The 22850-nt window shown below is 37.3% G+C and carries 28 protein-coding genes and 2 rRNA genes (1 of these 30 cut by a window edge); 1 reads left to right on the top strand and 29 read right to left on the bottom strand.

What is annotated here, in order from left to right:
• Positions 1-17 precede the first annotated feature (17 nt).
• The 17 genes from JNUCC25_RS00370 to metG all read right to left on the bottom strand — a co-directional run bounded on the left by JNUCC25_RS00370 (position 18) and on the right by metG (position 14118).
• A complete protein-coding gene (locus tag JNUCC25_RS00370; RefSeq protein ID WP_454222653.1) occupies positions 18-602 on the bottom strand; it encodes a hypothetical protein in 585 nt (194 codons plus the stop codon).
• Between the two features lie 69 nt (positions 603-671).
• Positions 672-902, bottom strand: coding sequence for an anti-sigma-F factor Fin family protein (locus tag JNUCC25_RS00365; RefSeq protein WP_013054869.1), 231 nt, complete (start codon positions 900-902; stop codon positions 672-674).
• A gap of 59 nt (positions 903-961) precedes the next feature.
• Complete coding sequence (pth, locus tag JNUCC25_RS00360; protein ID WP_013054868.1) at positions 962-1519, bottom strand: aminoacyl-tRNA hydrolase; 558 nt, start codon at positions 1517-1519, stop codon at positions 962-964.
• Positions 1520-1658: 139 nt separating this feature from the next.
• Positions 1659-2288: a 50S ribosomal protein L25/general stress protein Ctc gene (locus JNUCC25_RS00355; protein WP_029325200.1), complete on the bottom strand. Its 630-nt coding sequence runs from the start codon at positions 2286-2288 to the stop codon at positions 1659-1661.
• 187 nt (positions 2289-2475) lie between these two features.
• A complete protein-coding gene (locus JNUCC25_RS00350; RefSeq protein WP_013054866.1) occupies positions 2476-3429 on the bottom strand; it encodes a ribose-phosphate diphosphokinase in 954 nt (317 codons plus the stop codon).
• Between the two features lie 18 nt (positions 3430-3447).
• Positions 3448-4827, bottom strand: coding sequence for a bifunctional UDP-N-acetylglucosamine diphosphorylase/glucosamine-1-phosphate N-acetyltransferase GlmU (glmU, locus tag JNUCC25_RS00345; RefSeq protein ID WP_013054865.1), 1380 nt, complete (start codon positions 4825-4827; stop codon positions 3448-3450).
• Between the two features lie 194 nt (positions 4828-5021).
• Positions 5022-5312, bottom strand: a complete 291-nt coding sequence (gene spoVG, locus JNUCC25_RS00340; protein ID WP_013054864.1) for a septation regulator SpoVG — start codon at positions 5310-5312, stop codon at positions 5022-5024.
• A 155-nt stretch (positions 5313-5467) separates the two neighbouring features.
• Positions 5468-5845: a RidA family protein gene (locus JNUCC25_RS00335; protein WP_013054863.1), complete on the bottom strand. Its 378-nt coding sequence runs from the start codon at positions 5843-5845 to the stop codon at positions 5468-5470.
• 21 nt (positions 5846-5866) lie between these two features.
• Positions 5867-6688: a pur operon repressor gene (gene purR / locus JNUCC25_RS00330; RefSeq protein WP_013054862.1), complete on the bottom strand. Its 822-nt coding sequence runs from the start codon at positions 6686-6688 to the stop codon at positions 5867-5869.
• A gap of 56 nt (positions 6689-6744) precedes the next feature.
• A complete protein-coding gene (gene ispE / locus JNUCC25_RS00325) occupies positions 6745-7614 on the bottom strand; it encodes a 4-(cytidine 5'-diphospho)-2-C-methyl-D-erythritol kinase (RefSeq protein WP_013054861.1) in 870 nt (289 codons plus the stop codon).
• Positions 7615-7812: 198 nt separating this feature from the next.
• Positions 7813-7983, bottom strand: a complete 171-nt coding sequence (locus JNUCC25_RS00320) for a small, acid-soluble spore protein, alpha/beta type (protein WP_013054860.1) — start codon at positions 7981-7983, stop codon at positions 7813-7815.
• A 194-nt stretch (positions 7984-8177) separates the two neighbouring features.
• A complete protein-coding gene (veg, locus tag JNUCC25_RS00315) occupies positions 8178-8411 on the bottom strand; it encodes a biofilm formation stimulator Veg (protein ID WP_013054859.1) in 234 nt (77 codons plus the stop codon).
• A 273-nt stretch (positions 8412-8684) separates the two neighbouring features.
• Positions 8685-9557 carry a sporulation peptidase YabG gene (gene yabG, locus JNUCC25_RS00310; protein WP_025601509.1) on the bottom strand — a complete coding sequence of 291 codons (873 nt, stop codon included), beginning with the start codon at positions 9555-9557 and terminating at the stop codon, positions 8685-8687.
• Between the two features lie 77 nt (positions 9558-9634).
• Entirely contained in the window at positions 9635-10513 is an 879-nt protein-coding gene (gene rsmA / locus JNUCC25_RS00305) for a 16S rRNA (adenine(1518)-N(6)/adenine(1519)-N(6))-dimethyltransferase RsmA (protein WP_013054856.1), read from the bottom strand.
• Complete coding sequence (rnmV, locus tag JNUCC25_RS00300; RefSeq protein WP_013054855.1) at positions 10507-11070, bottom strand: ribonuclease M5; 564 nt, start codon at positions 11068-11070, stop codon at positions 10507-10509. Before rnmV ends, rsmA begins: the two co-directional genes overlap by 7 nt.
• A gap of 223 nt (positions 11071-11293) precedes the next feature.
• Complete coding sequence (locus tag JNUCC25_RS00295) at positions 11294-12064, bottom strand: TatD family hydrolase (protein WP_013054854.1); 771 nt, start codon at positions 12062-12064, stop codon at positions 11294-11296.
• A gap of 71 nt (positions 12065-12135) precedes the next feature.
• Positions 12136-14118, bottom strand: a complete 1983-nt coding sequence (metG, locus tag JNUCC25_RS00290; RefSeq protein ID WP_025601514.1) for a methionine--tRNA ligase — start codon at positions 14116-14118, stop codon at positions 12136-12138.
• 564 nt (positions 14119-14682) lie between these two features.
• On the opposite strand from metG, the gene JNUCC25_RS00285 reads away from it, so the two are divergent.
• Entirely contained in the window at positions 14683-14973 is a 291-nt protein-coding gene (locus JNUCC25_RS00285) for an AbrB/MazE/SpoVT family DNA-binding domain-containing protein (protein WP_170836841.1), read from the top strand.
• 32 nt (positions 14974-15005) lie between these two features.
• Here JNUCC25_RS00285 and rsmI read toward each other — a convergent pair whose 3' ends face one another.
• The 12 genes from rsmI to JNUCC25_RS00225 all read right to left on the bottom strand — a co-directional run.
• Positions 15006-15878: a 16S rRNA (cytidine(1402)-2'-O)-methyltransferase gene (rsmI, locus tag JNUCC25_RS00280; protein ID WP_029325198.1), complete on the bottom strand. Its 873-nt coding sequence runs from the start codon at positions 15876-15878 to the stop codon at positions 15006-15008.
• On the bottom strand, positions 15856-16143 hold the full coding sequence (locus tag JNUCC25_RS00275; RefSeq protein WP_013054850.1) for a GIY-YIG nuclease family protein: 288 nt from the start codon (positions 16141-16143) through the stop codon (positions 15856-15858). Before JNUCC25_RS00275 ends, rsmI begins: the two co-directional genes overlap by 23 nt.
• The gene (locus JNUCC25_RS00270; RefSeq protein ID WP_013054849.1) at positions 16130-16876 is read right to left on the bottom strand and encodes a tRNA1(Val) (adenine(37)-N6)-methyltransferase; all 747 of its coding nucleotides are present in this window, start codon (positions 16874-16876) and stop codon (positions 16130-16132) included. Before JNUCC25_RS00270 ends, JNUCC25_RS00275 begins: the two co-directional genes overlap by 14 nt.
• Positions 16877-16954: 78 nt before the next feature.
• The gene (gene yabA / locus JNUCC25_RS00265) at positions 16955-17320 is read right to left on the bottom strand and encodes a DNA replication initiation control protein YabA (protein ID WP_013054848.1); all 366 of its coding nucleotides are present in this window, start codon (positions 17318-17320) and stop codon (positions 16955-16957) included.
• 14 nt (positions 17321-17334) lie between these two features.
• Positions 17335-18162, bottom strand: coding sequence for a PSP1 domain-containing protein (locus JNUCC25_RS00260; protein ID WP_013054847.1), 828 nt, complete (start codon positions 18160-18162; stop codon positions 17335-17337).
• 4 nt (positions 18163-18166) lie between these two features.
• On the bottom strand, positions 18167-19159 hold the full coding sequence (holB, locus tag JNUCC25_RS00255) for a DNA polymerase III subunit delta' (RefSeq protein WP_013054846.1): 993 nt from the start codon (positions 19157-19159) through the stop codon (positions 18167-18169).
• 33 nt (positions 19160-19192) lie between these two features.
• Positions 19193-19522: a cyclic-di-AMP receptor gene (locus JNUCC25_RS00250; protein ID WP_013054845.1), complete on the bottom strand. Its 330-nt coding sequence runs from the start codon at positions 19520-19522 to the stop codon at positions 19193-19195.
• Between the two features lie 63 nt (positions 19523-19585).
• Complete coding sequence (gene tmk / locus JNUCC25_RS00245) at positions 19586-20212, bottom strand: dTMP kinase (protein WP_013054844.1); 627 nt, start codon at positions 20210-20212, stop codon at positions 19586-19588.
• 16 nt (positions 20213-20228) lie between these two features.
• Entirely contained in the window at positions 20229-21653 is a 1425-nt protein-coding gene (locus JNUCC25_RS00240) for an aminotransferase class I/II-fold pyridoxal phosphate-dependent enzyme (RefSeq protein ID WP_029325197.1), read from the bottom strand.
• 158 nt (positions 21654-21811) lie between these two features.
• Positions 21812-21994: a sigma factor G inhibitor Gin gene (locus tag JNUCC25_RS00235; RefSeq protein WP_013054842.1), complete on the bottom strand. Its 183-nt coding sequence runs from the start codon at positions 21992-21994 to the stop codon at positions 21812-21814.
• Between the two features lie 139 nt (positions 21995-22133).
• Positions 22134-22249: ribosomal RNA gene (gene rrf / locus JNUCC25_RS00230) — 5S ribosomal RNA — on the bottom strand.
• Between the two features lie 63 nt (positions 22250-22312).
• Positions 22313-22850, bottom strand: a 23S ribosomal RNA gene (locus JNUCC25_RS00225) (it continues 2398 nt past the right edge of the window).

Below are 22850 nucleotides of genomic sequence, written 5' to 3'. Positions count from 1 at the left end.
GGTCTAACTTTTTGGGTTCAGTTCAGGACAGGTAGCTCTTCTGTTAACGGATAAATGTCAATGATTCCTCCGCGCACACTAAACTCACCCGGAGCTGAAACCATCGATGCCCGCTCATAGCCCAACTCAACTAACCTTTTTAAATAATGATCAACGTCGATGTCAATTCCCATTTGAAACGGCAGCTGTGTTTGCTCCCATCTTGCTTTAGGAGGCAGCAGCTTTCGAATTCCTGCAAGCGGTGTTACAACTACTCCACCTGTATGTTGACTCCAATAATTGAGTACTTCAATTCGCTGAGCCTTTAATTCTGGACTTGCAATCCCCACTTCTGTAGCAACTAAATCGTTAACAGGGTATAAGAAAACGTCTTTTTCCGGTAAAAGATGCAAAAGGTCTTCATACACTTTTTGAGCTTGATATAAATTATGAGTCACTACTAATAAGGGGTATTTTTTATCCTCATTTAAGAGTGCCATTAATACAGATCGAGCTGAACCGGAAATTCCCGTTACTAACTGTTCTTTCAAACCTTCTTCTAAACTGCTGACAACAGCTCCAATTTCTTTATTTTCTTCAAATTGCTGTCTAATCCCTCGCAAAGGAATTCCCTCCTCCCATGATATGTCTAAACTAAACAGAAAAACGCTTTGGTTTGAGACCAAAGCTTTTTATTGTATAAATGTTTCGTACTGATGATAGTCTGGATTTCGTTCTAGCGCTTCTTGACAGTCTTCACAAATAATTTTAACCACGATATCTCCACTATTATGGTAGTGAATAAAGTCTTTTCGTTCATCTGCGGTTAGGTGATTAAAACCGAGTGCTTCTGTATTGTGAGCTGTCTTTTCTATCATACCGACTTTTGCGCCACAATGTCTACAGAAATAATGAATAGACATACAAATCCTCCCAAATCTTTTAGTGTTAGTATGGACGATTGAGAGAAATTTTATTCTACTTAATTATAGCGATTCATTACTTCTAAGAACGTTTTACCTAAAAAATCTTCACTCGCGTGTACAGACGTTTTCATCGCTTCTTCCATATGAACCATTTCATCTTCTGTAAAGCGCCCTAGTACGTAATCAACTACTTTCATACCGTTTTTCGGACGATCAATTCCAATACGAATTCGGTTAAACTCTTGGGTTTTTAAATGCTGAATAATTGATTTTATTCCGTTATGGCCGCCCGGACTTCCTTTTGTACGCAATCTTACTTTTCCGCACGGTAAATCTAAGTCATCGTAAATAACAAGCAAGTCTTCGACGTCTATATCAAAATAGTCCATTAACGGGCGAATACTTTCTCCTGATAAATTCATATATGTTAGAGGCTTTAATAATATGACTTTTTCTCCTTTTATTATACCTGTTCCATATATTCCGTTAAACTTTGTTTTATCTAATGAAATCATAAACTGTTCAGCAATTTTATCAATTGCCATAAATCCTATGTTATGACGAGTACGGTCATATTCTTTTCCAGGATTTCCTAAACCAACGATTAATTTCAAAATAGATACTCCTTTCCACTCTATGTAAGTTGTACATAATAGGTAAATGTCTTTAATGTTTTACATTACTATATAGTATCACTTTTATTATAATCAATTCACACAAAAAGACGTAACCTTTTGGTTACGTCTTTTTATATTATTCTTCGTTATCTTTTTCTTTTGTTGCTTCAACATCGCCTTCAGCATCCTGAACTTCGCCGCTGTCCGGCTCTTCTTCCTGTTGAGGAGGTAGTACAGAAGCAACTGTATCTTCTGCACCATGCGTAATTTCTAGCTTTTTATCTACCTTAATATCCGCTACTGTGATTGTATCATTAATTCCTAAATCTGATACATCTACATCAATAGATGATGGGATATCTTGCGGCAAGCCTTTTAATGAAATTTGATATAGAGACTGCTGTAATACGCCGCCTTCTTTTGTTCCTTTTGCTTCTCCTACTAGAGATAAAGAAACTTCAGTATCAATTTCTTTCTTCATGTCGACCACTTGGAAATCGGCGTGGACAATTTCGTTTTTTAATGGATCAGTTTGAATATCATGTAACATTACGGAATATTTTTGCTTATCCACTTGTAATGTTAACACTCCATTGCGTCCTGCTTCACGAATAGTCTTAATAAAATCAGCACTGTTTAAGTAAATAGGTGTGGATTCTGTTTTATTTCCGTAAACAACCGCTGGGAAGTTTCCTTCGTCGCGAATCTTTCTATTTGTAGAATTTTTGAAATCCGTTCTTTTATTTGCTTGAATTGAAATACTCATTTTATTCACCTTCCAGTATGTTTTCTACTTAAAATGTACCCTTTTTAGAAGGTTGCTAAACATGAAACCCAGTTTGAACAGTAATATATCTTTAGTCATTCCGTCCAAAGCGCTTTAAAATCAAGGGTTAGCACATTTAAATTTTTTTCAAAAAAACCTCTTTCCAAATGGAAAGAGGTTCTATTTATCAATCAAATAATGTACTAACTGATTGCTCTTCGTGAACACGAATAATCGCTTCACCGATTAACGGAGCTACTGAAAGTTCTGTTACTTTATCAATTTTCTTATCTTCTGTTAAAGCAATAGAGTTTGTTACAGCTAGCTCTTTGATTGTAGAGTTTTGAATACGCTCAATCGCAGGGCCTGAAAGCACTGGGTGTGTACAACAAGCATATACTTCTTTTGCACCTGCTTCAATTAATGCACTTGCACCAATTGTAATTGTACCAGCTGTATCAATCATGTCATCAATCAAGATTGCTGTTTTTCCTTCCACTTGTCCAACAATGTTCATAACTTCTGCTACGTTTGGACGTGGGCGACGTTTGTCAATGATAGCGATCGGCGCTTTTAGACGTTCCGCTAAACGGCGAGCACGCGTTACGCCACCGTGGTCCGGAGATACAACCACAACGTCATCAAGGTTTTTACTCTTGAAGTATTCACCTAAAATTGGAACACCTACTAAATGGTCAATTGGAATATCGAAGAAACCTTGAATTTGAGGAGCATGTAAATCTAATGTGATAATACGAGTAGCTCCCGCTTTTTCAATGATATTTGCTGCTAATTTGGCAGTGATTGGTTCACGTGCACGAGCTTTACGATCCTGACGAGCATAGCCATAGTAAGGCATAACGATGTTAATTGTTTTAGCGGATGCACGTTTTAATGCATCAATCATAATTAATAATTCCATTAAGTGTTCGTTAACTGGAGCACTTGTTGATTGAATGATAAATACATCACAACCACGGATACTTTCTTCAATGTTAATTTGAATTTCACCGTCACTGAAACGATCAACCGAACATTTACCTAATTCCACACCAATTACTTTTGCGATCTCTTCAGCTAAAGCCTTGTTTGAATTTAGCGTAAATAACTTTAAATTTTCATCAGCATATACATTTGACATTTTATTGTGAAACCTCCGTCAGGATTTTTTATTAATATCAAGCTTTTCAGCATAGTTTTCTTTATTTACTTGTTTCGCACGAGCAATTGATAATGCTTTTCCTGGCACATCATCCGTTACGGTTGAACCAGCTGCAACATAGGCGCCTTCACCAATTGTTACAGGTGCAATTAAGTTTGAGTTACATCCTACGAATGCCCCATCTTCAATCTTTGTTAAAAATTTATTTTTCCCATCGTAGTTAACTGTAATAGATCCGCACCCTAAGTTTACACCTTTTCCGACCTCTGCGTCTCCAATATAACTTAAATGAGAAGCTTTGCTACCTTTGCCAAAAGATGCTTTTTTAATTTCCACAAAGTTTCCTACGCGCACTTCATCTCCAATTAATGATTGAGGACGAATATGTGCAAATGGGCCAATTGTGACTTCGTGACCAATTTCACTATCGTGAGCAACAGAATGGCGAATAGAAGTATTATTACCTATTTTGCAGTCTTTAATTTCACTGTTAGGTCCTACTTCACAATTCTCTCCAATTACAACTGTTCCTTGAATAACCGTACCAGGATAAATAAACGTATCTCTGCCAATGACAGCATCTGCTGAAATGTACGTGTTAGAAGGATCCACAATCGTCACTCCATTTAACATATGCTGCTTGTTGATGCGCTTTTTCATTGTTTCTTCTGCTTGAGACAGAGCAAATCGATCATTAACGCCCAATGTTTCAGCAAAATCGGATGTTTGATATGCAGAAATAATTTGACCTTCATTTTTTAGAATTTCGATAACATCAGGTAAATAATACTCTCCCTGTACATTATCATTTGAAACTTTTGAAAGTGTCTCAAATAATTTCTCATTATCAAAACAATACGTGCCAGTATTAATTTCCTGTACAAGACGCTCTTGTTCCGTGGCATCTTTATGCTCAACAATCTTTTCAACAGACCCTTGTTCATTTCGAATGATGCGTCCATATCCTGTTGGATCTTCTGCATGAGCTGTTAAAATAGTTGCCATTGCATTTGTTGCTTCATGATGCTTTAATAAAGATTCAATTGTTTCAGCTGTAATAAGCGGAGTATCTCCACATACAACAATTGTCGTACCTTTTTCATGTGCAAGTAAAGATTCTGCTTGCATTACTGCATGAGCTGTTCCTAACTGCTCTTCTTGTAAAGCAAATAAGCTTTTATCTCCAACATGTGATTTCACTTTTTCGGCACCGTGACCTACAACTGTAATTAAATTTGTTAAATCCAAACGTGATAACTGATCAATTACGTGTTGCACCATCGGTTTGCCACACACAGGGTGTAACACTTTATATAAAGATGACTTCATACGTGTACCCTGACCAGCTGCCAATATGACTGCATATCTTTTTGACATAACAGGCCTCCAATTTTACCTTTTTATCCATTAAGAATATTATATCAAAAATGACAGCATTTCAAGGAATCATTTATAAGTCATGAATTTTATTTTTTGGTAATGCTAAAGTTTTACAAAGGTGTGAAATTATATAAGTGGTAATCAAAAAGAAAAGAGCCTACTTTTCAGTAGACTCTTAATGTATCATATGTTTACGAAGCACCCGCTTCTTCAAATTCAACTTCTACCTCACCTAAACGATGATATTCTGCTAAAACAGCATCTTGAATCTTTCCGCGAGTATTTGAATTGATTGGATGTGCAATATCACGGAACTCACCATCCGGTGTACGTTTACTTGGCATGGCTACAAATAAGCCATTATTACCATCAATCACACGAATATCATGAACAACAAATTCACCATCTAATGTGATTGAAGCAATCGCTCTCATACGTCCTTCAGTGTTCACGCGGCGTAATCTTACGTCAGTTACTTCCATCTTGTTCACCACCTTTTTCTATGCGAAGCTTTACATACTTAATTCCACAGAATTTTGTGTTTTCCTGCTATTCAGAAAAAATTTTTAGAAAATTTTCGCAAAAAAAGTGAACAATTGGAAGTTACTTGCTTTTTGTTAGAAATTTGTTAATTTAATTACCCTTTAACGAGCGCAATAACTTCGATTTCAACAAGTACATCTTTAGGTAGTCTCGCTACTTCTACACATGAACGTGCCGGCTTATGGTCGCCAAAGTAGTCGCCATAGACTTCATTTAACGCTGCGAAGTCGTTCATATCTTTAATGAACACGGTTGCCTTTACAACTGTATTTAGAGAAGCTCCAGCTTCTTCAAGAACTGCTTTTAGATTTTCAAATACTTGAGTAGCTTGTACTTGAACATCTCCTTCGACCAACGTACCATCTGGACGAAGTGGAATTTGACCTGAACTGTAAAACAAGTTATTCACAACAATTCCTTGTGAATATGGACCAATAGCTTGCGGTGCATTTTTTGTTTGAACCTGTAACATATGTTCCTCTCCCTTACTTGATCAAATATATTTTAAGTAATTGCCTTCTTGTACACGAATTTGTTTATCTTTGATATTTACATCTGTTAATTGTACAAGGGACACATACTCATCCACTAAACGTTCTTCAATATCTTCTGATTCTACTAAAACTCCAATACCAGCAACAGTTGCATCGAACTCTTCAAGCAAGCTAACCATTCCATTTACAGTACCGCCAGCTTTCATGAAATCATCAATGATGAGTACATTTGACCCCACCGCTAAACTTCTTTTAGCTAACAGCATCGTTTGAATGCGCTTAGATGAACCCGACACGTAGTTAATACTAACGGTCGATCCTTCAGTTACTTTACTGTCTCTGCGCACAATAACAACGGGCACGTCTAAATACTGAGCAACCGCATACGCAATAGGAATACCTTTTGTTGCTACAGTCATCACCACATCGATTTTGCGGTTAGCAAAAAGCGATGCATACAAGCGACCGATTTTATTCACAACGCGGGGGTTCCCTAAAATATCAGTTAAATATAAATATCCACCTGGCAGTAAACGCTCAGGTTTTTCAATCAACCCACATAATTCTTGAACAAGCTGACCGGCTTCTTCATTCGTCATCTTTGGAATGAATTTAACTCCGCCGGCAGCCCCTGGTAGCGTAACCAAAGTTCCGATACCCTGCTGTTCAAAAGTTTGTTTAATAATCGCCATATCTTCGCTAATAGATGATTTTGCGGAATCATATTTATCTGCAAAATACGTAAGAGGGATAAGGCGCTGAGGGTTTTGAATGAAATAGTTGGTCATATCAATTAATCGTCCACTACGTCGAAACTTCATAACATCCTCCTGAAAATCCGAATATTGTAATGTAAATATAACATTAACATACGGATTTATTCAAGCGTTATTCGTTCACCTAGTAGCCTAACTGCATAAACTTTATCACAAAAGCCACGTAATCCATTATAAATGCGATGCATACGTGAATCATGCTGTACAAGTCCAAATACAGTTGGCCCACTGCCGCTCATGAGCACAGCATCGGCGCCAAAACGCTTTATTTGTTCTTTAATGAGAGCTACTTCCGGATGCATTTTCAGCGTTACTGCTTCCAATACATTTCCTACAAGGCTACACATTTGATCATAATTTCCTGATTGTATGGCGTGAACCATCTCATCTACTTTAGGATGATCCATCTCTTCAATTTTTAAGTTTCGATATACATCTGCTGTAGAAACACCTATTTCAGGCTTAGCTAAAATCACCCAGCAGCTTGGAGGTGCCTCAATATGCTCTACAATCTCTCCGCGCCCTGTAGCAAGAGCTGTCCCTCCGTACACGCAAAAAGATACGTCAGAGCCAATCTCAGCCCCTATTTCTGCAAGTGTGTCTAATGATAACCCTAATTCCCATAACGTATTTAAACCGCGTAATGTAGCAGCCGCGTCACTGCTGCCTCCAGCTAATCCAGCAGCTACTGGAATATGTTTATCAATTAATATATTTACACCTTTTGAAATGTTATAACGTCGCTTCAAAATCTGCGCTGCCTGATAAGCGAGATTTCGCTGGTCATCTGGAACAAAGCGATTATGAGAATAGATAACAATTCGTCCATCTTCACGGTCAGAAAGTTCAATTCTGTCCGCTAAATCAATTGTTGTCATAATCATCTTAACTTCATGGTAACCATCTGGACGTTTATGTAACACATCAAGTGACAAATTTATTTTAGCCGGTGCTTTCACCATTAATTTCAACTTACTTCACCTACTTCATCTTATCGAGTTTAACGCTATTTTATCATAAAATGAACAAGATATAGCTGTTCATTTAAACATCTTTGTTTAATCCTCTGTTTTATCTTTCATTTTGGGACAAAAAAACCGAAGCGGTTATACACTTCGGTTTTCCTCATTTCACTTTAAATAGTCGTATAAGCATTGATTTTCACTATGCTATTGCTTTAGCTGCTGCTGTGCAAGCTCTACAGCTCGCTTCACCATATTGCCTGCGTCTTTTGCCCGAATAGCGCCCCAGCCTTCTGCTTGTACAGTATCGTAAAAACCAAGTTCTTTAGCCAGTTCTTCTTTCAGCTTCGATGACATAATCCCTCTACGCCTTGACATTGCACATGGCTCCTTTACGTATAAAATGAAATTTCAACCTGAATCTCCTCGCTCTTTTACATAAGAAACGCGAGGACGATATGTATAGTATGTATAAAAAATAATGCATATATAATTTGAAAAAAAGACCAATAAAAAAGCAGTAAACCAATGTCCACTGCTCATCACCACTTGCTATATTGCCTATGTCATTCTTAGAAAAATTTTAGTTGCACTGTTTCCGTTAACACATCTGCGTAACTATACGAAACGCGCTCCAAAGAGTTTTCCTCTTGATCTAATTCAACGATAAAAACAGATGGGTACGTTTCTGTTAATACACCTGAACGTTCTACTGTTTTTCTACGACCACCGTTTGCTTTTAAAGTTAATCGTTGGCCTAGGTGCAAATCCAGCGCTTGCTTAATATCAGACAAAGTTTTCGCCATATTGGTCCACCTCACTATGTATAGTGTAACACATGTTAGAAAAATAGTCAAAAACATAAAATTATAACAATCTATCTCTAATTGTGTCAATAAATAATTTTCAACATGAATCTACATTTCGCTGTTAGTATGCTCGTTTTTCAACGAAATATGTATATCTTTAGCAAATATTGAAAATGATTTTGTATAATTAAGCGTATACTTTGGCTTCATACGAAAAAACAACTGGTTGCACATCATGCGTGTACATGCTGTAACCAGTTGTTTTTATTTCTACTCATCGCTTTCATAAGGCATGCCCGTGCGAAGCAGCCCTTTTGTTTCTACTCCTCCTAAACCTTTAGCACCCGTTAATGTATTACGTAAGACGTCCCATACATTAATACGATCCGTGAAAGGAGTAAAACTTAGTTTTGCTACTACATACACAGGGTCAAGCGCATGAATATTTACACGTGAAGGTGAACTAGCAAAGTTTGCTCCAGCTTGAATCAATAATTCAAAATGCGATTGACAGGCACCTGCAAAAATCACCAGCTGATCTAAATTACCAACTCTTTTTCTTGCTTCTTGGACTGTTTGAATATAGTGCTTGGAATGTCTATAAGCAAGGAGATCATCTTTATTTCCTTTTCCTTTGGAATAGGCATCATGGCCTGTCAGCACCAGAATATCGGGTCTTACATCCTCAATTAGCTTTCCAACTTTCTCCGGCATTTCTGACTCGACGCAATGAACACCATAAACAGGAACACCAATTTTTTCGTAAACCAACAAACATTTACGTAAATAATTAGGGTCTCCGTCTACGTGCAGGACCTTTCCTGGAATTTGAAATAAGCGATGTGAATGGCTGTATCCATTTGTCATGCTATATTCAGTTTTCTCTCGAACGAGCCGATAATCCTGTTGAATAAGCTCCAAAGATCTTTCTAAAAGTTCTTCTTCTTGTTTTTTTCTTTGATCCTGTTCTTTAGCATCCACAACCTCTAGATCTGTACAAGGAGCGTCGGCGATCAACCGAACGTCTTCCCCTATTAAAGTCGCATATTTCCCCGCTTCGCTGTCATTAATAGCTATAACACGAAAAAGCAAATCTCTTTGATAAGAAGGTCGTGTAACTATATCACCAATTTTGATGTTCATATGCTTCACTCCGTCTTTGCTACTTCAAAAATAAATTCTCTTCATAGCCTATGACTTCATGATAAAAATGTGATGATTTAGCGAAATGATTTTAAAAGTTGATCACTTAGCTTTCCAAATTCTTGAATAGATAAAGTTTCGCCTCTTCGTTTCGGATCAATTTCAGCAGTTGAAAGTGCTTGCTCAATGTCCGCTTTTTTCTGCTTACCATTTGGCAAGTTGTTCACTAGATTGTTTAAAATTGTTTTTCGACGCTGTCCAAAACTTGCTCGTACAACTTGGAAGAAGAATGCTTCATCTTGTACTTCTACCGCGGGCTTTGGTCTTCTCAACAATCGAATAACAGCTGAATCTACATTAGGCTGCGGATTAAACACTGTTTTAGGCACGATCATAACCGTCTCAGCCTCTGTATAGTATTGAATCGCAATAGAAAGTGAACCGTACTCTTTTGTTCCCGGTTTAGCTGCTATACGGTCGGCAACTTCTTTTTGAAGCATAACGACGATTCCACGTACCGGAATTTGCTCTTCTAATAATTTCATCAAAATGGGTGTCGTCACGTAATACGGTAAATTCGCAACGACCATTAAATCTTCTATGTTTTCAAATTCTTGTTCGAGCGTCCCTTTTAAATCGGCTTTTAACACATCTTGATGAATAACTTTTGCATTTGAGTAAGGAGAAAGAGTATCAGCTAAAATTGGAAGCAAACGCTGATCGATTTCAAATGCCAGCACTTTTTTTGCGCGCTTTGCTAGCTGTTCAGTTAAGGCACCGATACCAGGTCCAATTTCAATAGCTCCCGTTTCTTCTGTTATTTCCGCATGATCAACAATACGATGTAAAATGTTCGTATCAATTAAAAAATTTTGTCCCAAACTCTTTTTAAATGTAAAACCGTATTTCTTTAAAATTTCCTTGGTTCGATTAGGCGTTGCAATATCTTTTAACACGATCCCTTTTCCTCCTTATTTATCTGCTCAACAGCTCTGATAAAGTCCTCTTTTGAAATTTGGAACATCTGTAATCGTTTATGGAGCTGCTTTCCGTTGGCATAACCAATTTTTAATAACTTCCCTATTCTTTCACGTCGAGACTTGGCTTTACTATCTCCTATCAAACGAGCTACGATTAAATCCTCTTGAGAAATCTCCATAGCTGCCCCCATCCACTCTTGCTTCACATCTTCTAGTGCTTTTTGAATAGATGCAATAGAAGCATGTTCAACTCCAATACCTTTGCCATTTTTAGGGCGAGCCTCTTCTTTATCTAAGAATGCATGTTTACATCCGGGAACACGTTCTGAAACAATATTTCGAATTCGCTGTCCTGGATAATCTGGATCTGTAAAAATAATCACGCCTCTTGTTTTTTGAGCTAATTTTACTTTCTCAATGGTTTCTTCATTTACAGCTGATCCATTTGTCTCGATGGTATCCGCATCCACTGCACGTTTAATCGCTACAGTGTCATCTCGGCCTTCTACTACAATAATTTCTTTAATCTTCATTGCTTCCTCCAAAACATTCAGTTTTGTTCATTTGCTTTTCAGTAAAAATGAAATGCTCGTTACGCACATCATTTTTCTTCTATGAAATCAACGTTTTATCTTATTATCAACTAAATTAAAAAACATCTACCTGTTATTTTAACTGAAAAAGGCAGAGGATAACATTCTCCTCTGCGCCTATCTTTACTTTAACACGAAAATGATTGTTATATGAGAAAAAGTTTTAATCATTAATGCCAAATAGCTTTTTGGCGTTAGCTGTTGTAATAGCAGCTAATTCTTCATACGTTATACCTTTTAACTCTGCAATTTGCTCTGCTACGTATGAAACATAACCAGGTTCATTGCGCTTGCCGCGGAATGGATGAGGAGTTAGATAAGGACAGTCTGTTTCAATTAATAGTTTATCTAAAGGAAGCTCTGTAGCAACTTCTTTTGGCTTTTTCGCATTTTTAAAAGTAACAGGTCCGCCAAAAGAAATATACATATTCATATCCATACACTGCTTCGCTACTTCAATACTGCCCGTGAAGCAATGCATAATCCCGCCTACTTCTTCTACGTGCTCTTCTTTTAAAATGGTTACCACGTCTTCCGTTGCATCACGATTATGAATAATGATAGGTAAATTCACTTTGCGAGCTAAGCGAATTTGACGGCGAAATACGTCTTTTTGAACTTCTTTAGGTGATTTATCCCAATGGTAGTCTAATCCCATTTCTCCTAAAGCAACAACTTTCGGATGCTGAGCTAACTCTTCAATCCAAGCTAAGTGCTCATCCGTCATATCAACTGCATCTACTGGATGCCATCCTACACTAGCATAGATAAAGTCATACGTTTCAGCTATTTGAATAGCCTTTTTGATGGTAGGTTCATCGAATCCAACAACTACCATGTTTTGAACACCTTTTTCTAACGCACGATTAATTACTTCTTGCAAATCATCTTCATACTGTTCTGCGTTTAAATGAACATGTGTATCAAATAACATCTAATCGATCCTTTCCATGAATAAAAGGGGGTCCTCGCATGTTACACGTGAAACACCCCTTTTACCTATACTTATTTTATCTTCGTGCCGTTTGCTAAGTTTTGATCTACGCTTGCTAGTGAAAGACCATTCTCATCTTCCCCCGCTAAAATCATTCCTTGTGATAGTTCACCGCGCAGTTTCACAGGTTTTAAGTTGGTTACACAAATTACTTTTCGACCTACTAATTCTTCAGGCTTATAAAACTTGGCAATACCTGATACAACCTGGCGTTTTTCATAGCCAAGATCAAGCTGCAGCTTTAATAGTTTATCTGCCTTTTTAACTGGTTCTACTTGCGTAACTTGCGCTACACGAAGCTCTACTTTCATGAAATCATCAATCATAATCTCTTCAGAAGGCTCTTCCTTCACAACAGGTTTTTCTTCCTTTGGAGCACTCCCTTGCATCTGCTCTTTAATAAACGCTACCTCTTCTTCTCGATCTAGACGAGGGAACATTGGCTCACCTTTTTCTACTTTTGTGCCTTCTTTAAGCATATTAAAACGCGTCGTGCTTTCCCACGTTTTTAATACATCTTCTTTTACACCAATCTGAGCAAAAATTTTCTCAGGCGTACGCGTTAAGAATGGCTGCAGTAATACCGCAATGTGACGAATTGATTCAGCTAGATGTGTCATAACGGAAGCAAGTTCTGCACGCTTATTCTCATCTTTTGCTAACGCCCAAGGCTGCGTTTCATCAATGTATTTATTCGTGCGGCTTACATATTGCCAGATAGAAGCAAGGGCCACTGAAAACTCCATATCTTCCATCGCTTCTTCATATTTATTCACTGTATCTTTTTGAGCTTGGACGATAAGTGCATCAAACTCTGTTACATTGCCTTCATAAGTCGGAATAACACCATCAAAATACTTATTAATCATCGCCACTGTACGATTAACTAGGTTGCCAAGATCATTTGCTAAGTCAAAGTTAATACGTTCAACAAACGCTTCTGGTGTGAATACACCGTCTGAACCGAATGGAACTTCACGAAGTAAGTAGTAACGAAGGGCATCTAATCCATAGCGGTCAATCAATGTCACTGGGTCTACTACATTCCCTTTTGACTTCGACATTTTTCCATCTTTCATTAATAACCAGCCGTGAGCAAATACTTTCTTAGGAAGTGGCAAATCAAGTGCCATCAACATTATTGGCCAATAAATAGTATGGAAACGTACGATTTCTTTTCCTACTAAATGTACGTTAGCCGGCCAATATTTTCGATAGTTTTCATCGTTCTCTGTATCATACCCAAGAGAGGTGATATAGTTAGAAAGCGCATCAATCCATACGTAAATAACGTGTTTTGGGTTACCTGGAACTTTTACCCCCCAATCAAACGTCGTGCGAGAAACAGCTAAGTCTTCAAGGCCAGGCTTAATAAAATTATTGATCATTTCGTTTTTACGGGACTCTGGTTGAATAAATGAAGGGTTTTCTTCATAAAAAGCTAGTAAACGATCTACGTATTTCCCCATTTTAAAGAAATAGGACTCTTCTCGAACGAGCTCTACAGGGTGTCCGCTATCCGGGCTTTTTCCGCCTACAACTTTTCCATTTTCAACGATTGGATCTACTAGCTGATGCTCTGTATAGTACGTCTCATCGGGAACTGAATACCAGCCTTCATATTCATCAAGATAAATATCACCTTGTTCTAAAAGGCGTGCGAAAATCTTTTCCACGATTTCTTTATGTCTTGGTTCCGTTGTACGGATAAAATCATCATACGAAATATCCATCTTATCCCACAGCTCTTTGATTCCAGATACAATATCATCTACGTATTGCTGAGGTGTCACGTTTTTCTCTTCTGCTTTTCGCTGAATTTTTTGACCATGTTCATCTGTACCTGTTAAATAACGTACATCAAACCCTCTCAAACGTTTATAACGAGCCATTGCATCTCCCGCTACCGTCGTGTATGCATGCCCTATATGTAATTTACCACTCGGATAATAAATCGGCGTAGTAATATAAAATGTATTATTTCCATCTGCCATGTTCATAACCTCCAACATTCCATTTCAACATTTTGATTTATATGTATGTAATCATATAAACCCTGTCTTCTTATTCTACTATCTATCATACTATTTTACATGATAATTTCAAAACATTCTCTTCCTATATACACGGGAATATGACTGATTCACTTCATTTTTAAATAATCGTTATTTTTCCAAAAAATAATCCTGTTAATTGTATCAGCTTCGCCCTATTTTTATATAAAATATACCCTCATTCAAAAAGTCACTTTGATGAAAACGACAAATAGGTCTAATTTTGTCGTTTTATGTCGAATTATATTTACCCTATCTTCAAAATAGTTAATATCAAGCTATTTAGACGATTAATCTTTTTTCCAATGAAACCCCTTGTCATTCCTTGACTGACGGTCACAATTAGCTTGTAAACAAGTCGAAAAAAATTTTTTACCAGCTACATTTTTTTACATATAAAATGATTGACTAGTTTTGGAAACGCTGGTATTATGAAAGTACGTTGAAATTGTCGAATAATGACGAAAGTAATAACATAGAAAAATGATTACTGAGAGGAGAACGATTAACATGAAATCTACAGGTATTGTTCGTAAAGTTGATGAATTAGGACGCGTAGTAATTCCAATTGAATTACGTCGTACATTAGGAATTGCAGAGAAAGATGCTCTAGAAATCTATGTAGATGAAGAGCGCATCATCTTAAAAAAATACAAACCAAACATGACTTGCCAAGTAACAGGTGAAGTATCTGATGATAACATTCAACTTGCTAGCGGCAAATTAATTCTAAGCCGTGAAGGTGCAGAACAAATCATGAAAGAACTTCAAGATTCTTTACAAGCTTCTAAATAAAACGAAAAGCTGTCTATGATAGACAGCTTTTTTTAATGTACGTGATATTCACTATAAATGTCTCGCTTTGACACATCTCGGTCTTTTGCCACTTGCTTAATAGCTTCTTTGTTTGAAAGTCCTTCTTCTACATAGTGATCAACATGCTCGATAATGGTGAGCTGTTCCCACCATAGATTACTTTCATCTGGCGCTTCTTCATTTGTCCCTTCAAGAATTAAGCAGAATTCGCCTCTAATATCTGTGGCATTTGTCCATTCAATTGCTTCTAATACGCTTCCTCTTAAAAATTCTTCATAGCGTTTTGTTAACTCTCTACATAACACAATAGATCGGTTCCCTAAAATTTCTTCTATACTCTTTAGTGTTTCTTTTAATCGATGAGGGGCTTCATAAAATATCATGCTTTCCTTAATATACTGAAGCTCTTGAAGCTGTTCTTTACGCTGTTTTTTATTTCTGTTTAAAAATCCATAAAAATAAAACTGCCCTGTAGGTAGTCCCGAAGCAATTAAAGCTGTTAATGCTGCGTTAGGCCCCGGCAGCGGAACAACCGTATACCCTTTTTTAACGGCAGCTACCACTAACTCATAACCGGGATCTGAAATACAAGGCATGCCCGCGTCGCTTACTAAAGCAATATTTTTTTCACCGTCTAAGTCGCTTAACAGCTGTTCACTTTTTGTATGTTTATTATGTTCATGATAACTTGTAATAGGCGTATCGATCTCAAAGTGGTTACATAGTTTTTTCGTTTGTCTCGTATCTTCTGCGGCAATATAATCAACTTCTTTTAAAATTCGAATCGCACGAAATGTCATATCCTCTAAGTTTCCAATAGGAGTGGGAACTAAATATAAAACGCCTCGTTCATTTGATACATCATAACTTTTTTGTGATTTCATTCTGCTTTTCTTGCTCCCTTCGAATGTAAGCCTGTTTTTGTACTCTGCTTAACTGTTTGAACCAATATTCTTTTTGCATAGCTTCTGTTTTAGAAGTAAACACCTCATGCCAAATTAGTGAAACAGGCCTTCTTGCTCTCGTATATTTTGCCCCTTTTCCTTCATTATGGACAGAAATACGTTTTTGCAAATTATTCGTGTAACCAGCGTAATACGTACAGTCCTTGCATTCAACTACATAAAAATAATGATTATTTTGTTCCATATAAAATCCTTTTTAATTCGTCCGTGTATTCATCATTATCTTGGTAGACCACAAGCGGAGGAAGAATCTTTAAATCTGGACTTCCATCCTTCGTACCTTCAATTAAAAGTGTATTTGCTTCTTTCCCATCTTTAGGATAGACAAACTGAAGTCTCTTTGGCTCTAAACGGTACTGCCTCATTAACGTAACGATATCTAATAGTCTTCCTGGACGGTGAACTAATGCCACTTTTCCGCCTTGCTTCACTAGTTGACTGCTGGCTCTAATCACATCTTCCAACGAACAATGAATTTCGTGGCGAGCGATTGCAAAGTGTTCGTTTTCATTTATCTCTTCTTTATTGGATGTGGTGAAATAAGGAGGATTACATGTTACAACATCATATTTTCCATAACCCAGTTCTTGAGGCGCATTTTTTAAATCGCCATGTATCATTTTAATCTGTCCGTCCAGCTGATTATACGCAATACTTCTTTGCGCCATACTGTGTAGCCGCTCTTGAATTTCTACACCAATGATTTTTCCCTTTGTTCGTTTAGATAAAAACAGTGGGATTACACCGTTTCCTGAACATAAATCAACCAAGTTACCTTTACGAATTGGGACATAAGCAAAGTGAGATAAAAGCACAGCATCCAATGAAAAGGAAAAGACAGACGGACTTTGAATAATGCGCATCTCCTCATCGGCTAATAGATAATCTAAACGTTCATCTCCATATAACTCAACCATAGTCGTTCTTCTCCTTGTACATCTATTATTTATATCTTTTACTCATAAAAAGAACCTCTCCAAAAGGGAGAGGTGTTGTTACTTTTTATTTAAAAATGACAAGCAAAACAAACAGTCTCCATCTTTACGCACACTTCCATAATGAATGTTACAAATATGAAAACCCTCTTGGTAAAGGCGAGCCAAATTGTCATATCCTTCTCCGATATCAATTTGTTTTTGCTCTTTTGTTTGAGCGCTTGCTTTTGAATGTCTATTTTTCAGCTTCGTTTCGAAGTTTGTCTGGTCAAGGCGACGGCGCAAATGATCATTTTCTATTTGCAGGTGATGATTTTCTTCAATTAGCTCAGCAAGATGCTCTTTCAACTCACCTAACTGCTTATATAAATGACCAATTTGTTCCTCCATGTTTGTCACCGAATCAAAAATCTCTTTTTTATCCACCTTTGCCCACCTCGTTAATCTGTGGCTTGAAACGAAACAGCACCTTCATTATTGATCTCATCCAGAGTATACTCTAAAATTTGTTCGTGATCTGACAGTTCCACTTGAATAATTCTTTCCAAAATATTCAACCCCACTACACGTCCTGAACCATCTGAAGTTTTAATTGTTGAGCCTATATCAGGAAGCTGTTCTTTTGCCGTTTCATACTCATCATTTTCATATTTTAAACAACACATTAAACGTCCGCATAAACCAGAAATTTTCGTTGGATTAAGCGATAGGTTTTGGTCTTTGGCCATTTTAATAGAAACCGGCTCAAAATCACCTAAAAACGTTGAGCAACATAGCATACGTCCACAAGGACCTATCCCGCCCAACAGCTTTGCCTCGTCTCGTACACCGATTTGACGAAGCTCAATTCGCGTACGGAAAATAGCAGCTAAATCTTTAACTAACTCTCTAAAATCAATACGGCCGTCTGCTGTAAAATAAAAAATGACTTTATTACGATCAAACGTATATTCTACATCTACTAACTTCATATCTAAATCGTGTGATTGAATTTTTTGCACGCATACGTCATACGCTTCTCTAGCAGCTTGTTTATTTTCATCCACAATCAGCCTGTCTTTTTGTTCGGCAATGCGGATTACTTTTTTTAAAGGAAGTACGACATCATGTTCACTTACTTGCTTTTTATTAATAACCACTCTGCCAAATTCAACACCACGAACTGTTTCTACAATAACAAACTCACCATCTGGAATTGTAAGTTCTCCAGGGTCAAAATAATATATTTTTCCCGCTTTTTTAAAGCGAACGCCTACTACATCATACAAGCTTTTATCCCTCCTGCAAATCCAACACCAGCTGTTCCATTAATAACTGTAGATTCATATTTGAATTTAATTTATTTTTGGCCTTCAAGATAACCTCTAAGCGATAAATCGCTTTTTCCTGCGTTGTCTGAAGAGCTTGCTGTTTTAATTCTTCTATTTTATGACGATAGACGATTTTAGACTCTTGTCCAACTTGCAGCGTCAACAAATCACGATAAAGAAGCATCAATAAAGTTAAACCAATATGAGCTTGTTCTTTTTCTTTAAAATGTGTTACCCACTTTTCATGAATAAAAAGAAGAGCTTGTTGAGGTCTCGTTGTTAACACTTCATATAATTGTATCACTAACTTTATTGCAAGTCCAAACCATTCATCTTTACTTAATTCAATTGCTTCATCAATGCTGTTTGTTAAATTAGACAAGATGGACGCATCTACTGCCGAAAGGCCATTTTCTACTAGTTTTTCAGCTAACTGTTCTGGTGTAAGAGATCGAAATGATATTACTTGGCAACGTGAGATAATCGTATCTAATAAGCGCTGTATATTTTCTGTTAATAAAATTGCATAAGTTCCGTTGCCAGGCTCTTCTAAAAATTTCAGTAAACTATTTGCTGCGCTTACTGTCATTTTATCAACATGATTCACAATATATAACTTTTTATTAGATTCAACACCAGTTTTTGTGAATTCTGATTGCAAGAATTGAATTTGCTCTTTTTTAATCGATAGACCAGCTGGCTCAATCAAGTGAATATCTGGATGATTACCTGAATCAATTCGCCGGCAGTTACTGCACTCATGACATGGCCTATGATTAACTGGATTTTGGCAAAACAGCGCTTTAGCAAACAAAAAACTAATTTGTTTTTTACCTGTTCCTTTGCTTCCTTCAAATAAATAAGCATGAGCAACTCGCTCTTTAAGTAAGCTGTTTTGCAAAATCTTTAATACGTTCGGCTGAAGAGCTTCAAGCTGTTCCCATGTATTTCCCATTCAATCATCACTTTCTATTTAAAATCTTCTCTCTCAAAATTGATGAAATTGATCTACTGGTAGTACGAATACTGTAGCTCCGCCCACTTCAACTTCAACAGGATACGGAATGTATGAATCTGCATTACCGCCCATCGGTGCCACAGGAGAAATCATCTGTCTGCGGTTTTCACATTGGCCCTTAATAATATCAAGTACTTCATCTACTTTATGATCATCTGTACCAATCATAATTGTTGTATTCCCTGATTTTAAAAATCCGCCCGTACTTGATAATTTGGTTGAACGAAACCCTCTTTCTACAAGTGCATTTAAAAGCTTTGAGCTATCTGAATCTTGAATAACGGCCATTACTAATTTCATGAATAACACCTCATTTTACTTTTTTGTTAAGAATAGTATAGCAAGAATAACGATCATCTGTATTTATTTTAAAATCAATTTTATTTGTTTATAAGCTTCTTCACAGACTTTTTCAACGGATTGATTTGCATCAATTCTTCGAATACGCTCTGGAAATTCACTCAAAAGAGATAAATATCCATCTCGTACTTTGTAATGAAAGTCTAAGGATTCTAAATCTAATCGATTAATCTCATCTTTTCGACCATTATTAATTCTTTCTAACCCTACCTCAGGCTCAATATCAAAATATAAAGTGGCCTGTGGCATCGTTTGCTCAATAGCAAATTGATTGATAGCAAAAATATCTTCTACGCCTATACCCCGCGCATTTCCTTGATAAGCAAGTGAGCTATCAATAAAACGGTCACATAATACTATATTCCCTTTATTTAGCTCAGGAATCACTTTTTCCACAAGATGTTGTCTTCTAGCCGCAGCGTAAAGAAGTGCTTCGGTTCTGGCATCCATTTCCGTGTTAGATGGATTTAAGATGATTTCACGAATTTGTTCAGCAATTCGTATGCCTCCAGGCTCTCTTGTTAATACAATGGTATAGCCCTCTTGTATTAATTTTTGTTGAACCATATGGATGATGGTCGTCTTACCAGCACCCTCTGGCCCTTCGAATGTAATAAACGTTCCTGACATGTATAAATTCCTTTCTCTATTTAAATACTTCTATCTTTCCTTTTTCCATACAAGAGCCGCCTTGAATATGACCGTTTAACCTTTGAATATGCAAAATATAGTCAATATGATTGCTCGTAATCGTTTCTCCCTCCATTAAAATAGGAATTCCAGGAGGATATGGAATAACAGATTGTGCGCTTACACACCCAATCGCTTCTTCAAACGAACACATATGCTTTGATCTTAGTTTTCTTTCTTCCATAGACAGGAGAACGGTTGCTCTTGAAAAACGAAATGGTTTGATTAGTGGTTTTTCATATGACTTACGCTGTATATTCTCTACTGCTTGTCTAACCCGCTTAATTGTATCATTAAAATCCCAACTGCTGCTTAACGGTAGAACAAACAATACATAGTTAACGTCAGCTAGTTCTGTATAAATATTTTGCTTTTCCAGTTCCTTTTGCAAATGATATCCTGTTGCCGCCGAACAAGTCAACGTCATTTTCAAAAGGTCGGTAGCAGTTTGATCTGTTTTCACATCGATAGTTGAAAGTGTATCAATCTCATTAATTTTTTCAGCAAACGAATGAATATTGTCAGTCATTCTATCGATATCATGCTGTGTAAACTGCTGAAGATAATAACGTGCCAAATCGAGAGAAGCCATAATAGGGTATGAAGGACTGCTTGACTGCAGTACTTGTAGATAATGCCGCACGGCTTGCTTATTTACTAATGTTCCTTGCATATGTAAATAAGAACCCATTGTCATAGCTGGCAGCGTTTTATGTGCTGACTGAACGACAAGGTCGGCTCCATACGTAACAGCTGAAGAAGGAAAAGGATTGCCTAAAATAAAATGGGCTCCATGAGCTTCATCAATAATTATAGGAATATTGTAGCCATGAATAAAGTCAATGATCTCCTTTAAATCTCGCGCTACCCCGTAGTAAGTAGGATTTGTTAACACAAATGCTTTTATATCCTCAGAATGCTCTAAAGCCGCCTTAATTGTTTTAATGGATACACCTGTACTAAGATGTGTTTTTGAATCTATTTCAGGAGCTAAAAAAATAGGTGATGCCTTTGATAAAGCAATAGCATTAAAAATAGATTTATGAGAATCTCTTTGGACAGCAATTTTATCTCCTTCTTGACAAAGAGATAAAATTGCTGCGAGATTGCCTACAGTAGAACCATTAACTAAAAAAAAGCTTTCATCTACTCCATACAACTTTGCCGTTAACTCTTGTGCTTCTTTAATAACAGATTCTGCTTCATGTAAATCATCTAATCCGCTAATTTCTGTTAGATCGTATTGCAAAAAGTCTGCGTAAGAAGACTGAATATGTGAAGGTAGAATTTGACCATTTTTATGGCCGGGCACGTGATAAGAGAGTGACCTCTTTTCGCTGTGCCTTACTAAACAGTTATATAAAGGTAAATATGTATCCATACATCCATTCCTTACTTTTTGTAAATATAACATTGTTAACTTGATAAAAGAATATAATATGTAAGTATTTTTCCTATCAAAATTCATTTTTCTTTCATTATAACAAACTTAGATGATTTTTTTGAACCATATAAAGAAGCCCTTATAAAAAAGGGCTTTTAGTAAGAAAACGCTCCTGATATTCTCTTTAATTGATCTACTAACAATTGATAACGAAAATGAGATGAATCCACCTCTACAATCTCTACCTCGCAGTGTTGGCATATAAAGCTGGAAAACACCTCAATACCCTTTGTATGCTGTTCATGACAAACGGAACATGTTTTAATTTGTTTTTCCATTACTCTCCACCTCCACTAAATAAGTATCGACAAGATGCAACTTCTTTATGCAGTTCATTTAACCCATTTTATGTAGATAGCTTATACTCTGTGAATAATAAAAAAAGGACTAGCTAAAATAGCTAGTCCTTTTTCAGGTGCCTGGCAACGTCCTACTCTCACAGGGACAAAGTCCCAACTACCATTGGCGCTAAAGAGCTTAACTTCCGTGTTCGGTATGGGAACGGGTGTGACCTCTTCGCTATCGCCACCAGACAAGAGATTGCTCTCTCAAAACTAGGTAACAGTTTGCTGAGTAAAGCTTACGCTTTTAAAGTTTTGGTTAAGTCCTCGATCGATTAGTATCAGTCAGCTACACATGTCGCCACGCTTCCACCTCTGACCTATCAACCTGATCATCTTTCAGGGATCTTACTAGCTTGCGCTATGGGAAATCTCATCTTGAGGGGGGCTTCATGCTTAGATGCTTTCAGCACTTATCCCGTCCACACATAGCTACCCAGCGATGCCTTTGGCAAGACAACTGGTACACCAGCGGTGTGTCCATCCCGGTCCTCTCGTACTAAGGACAGCTCCTCTCAAATTTCCTACGCCCACGACGGATAGGGACCGAACTGTCTCACGACGTTCTGAACCCAGCTCGCGTACCGCTTTAATGGGCGAACAGCCCAACCCTTGGGACCGACTACAGCCCCAGGATGCGATGAGCCGACATCGAGGTGCCAAACCTCCCCGTCGATGTGGACTCTTGGGGGAGATAAGCCTGTTATCCCCGGGGTAGCTTTTATCCGTTGAGCGATGGCCCTTCCATGCGGAACCACCGGATCACTAAGCCCGACTTTCGTCCCTGCTCGAC

This window comes from Priestia sp. JNUCC 25, from assembly GCF_053667915.1.
The sequence above is the reverse complement of the archived record's forward strand: the minus strand, read 5'-3'. Positions and strand labels throughout refer to the sequence as shown.